Raw genomic sequence first — 375 nt, forward strand, 5'->3', positions numbered from 1 at the left:
GACATTGCCGTCCTGCAGCGTGACGGCGCCGACGAGCACGCCGAGGAAACGGCGGTCATCGACATAGGGCCCGATCGTATCGGCCGGACGGCTGGCGCGCGAGACGATGCGCACCGACCGCACATTCGAGGGGATCATGAACAGGGCCATGCCATCGGCTTCGCGAGCCTGGCGGATGACCCGGCCGCTCTCGGTGACCAAATGCAGATCGGCTTCGCGGGTCAGTTCGACCGGCTGCGACTGCACCGGATCGTTGCGCAGGGCTGCCCGGGCCTCGATGGCGCGGAAGATCGGCTCGACGAAGGCGCGCTCGACGCAGAGCGGCGCCGCGGCATCGACTGACCAGTCCTTGGCCTTGCCGGGGAACGGCACCAC

Annotated in this window: 1 protein-coding gene; it reads right to left on the reverse strand. The window is 68.8% G+C overall.

Going from position 1 to position 375, the window contains the following annotated elements:
* On the reverse strand, positions 1–375 hold a 375-nt coding region (locus ACTJKX_RS38290), incomplete at both ends, for a hypothetical protein (protein ID WP_440728509.1).

This window comes from Labrys sp. 22185 (genome assembly GCF_052045555.1).
Taxonomy (GTDB): Bacteria; Pseudomonadota; Alphaproteobacteria; order Rhizobiales; family Labraceae; genus Labrys; species Labrys neptuniae.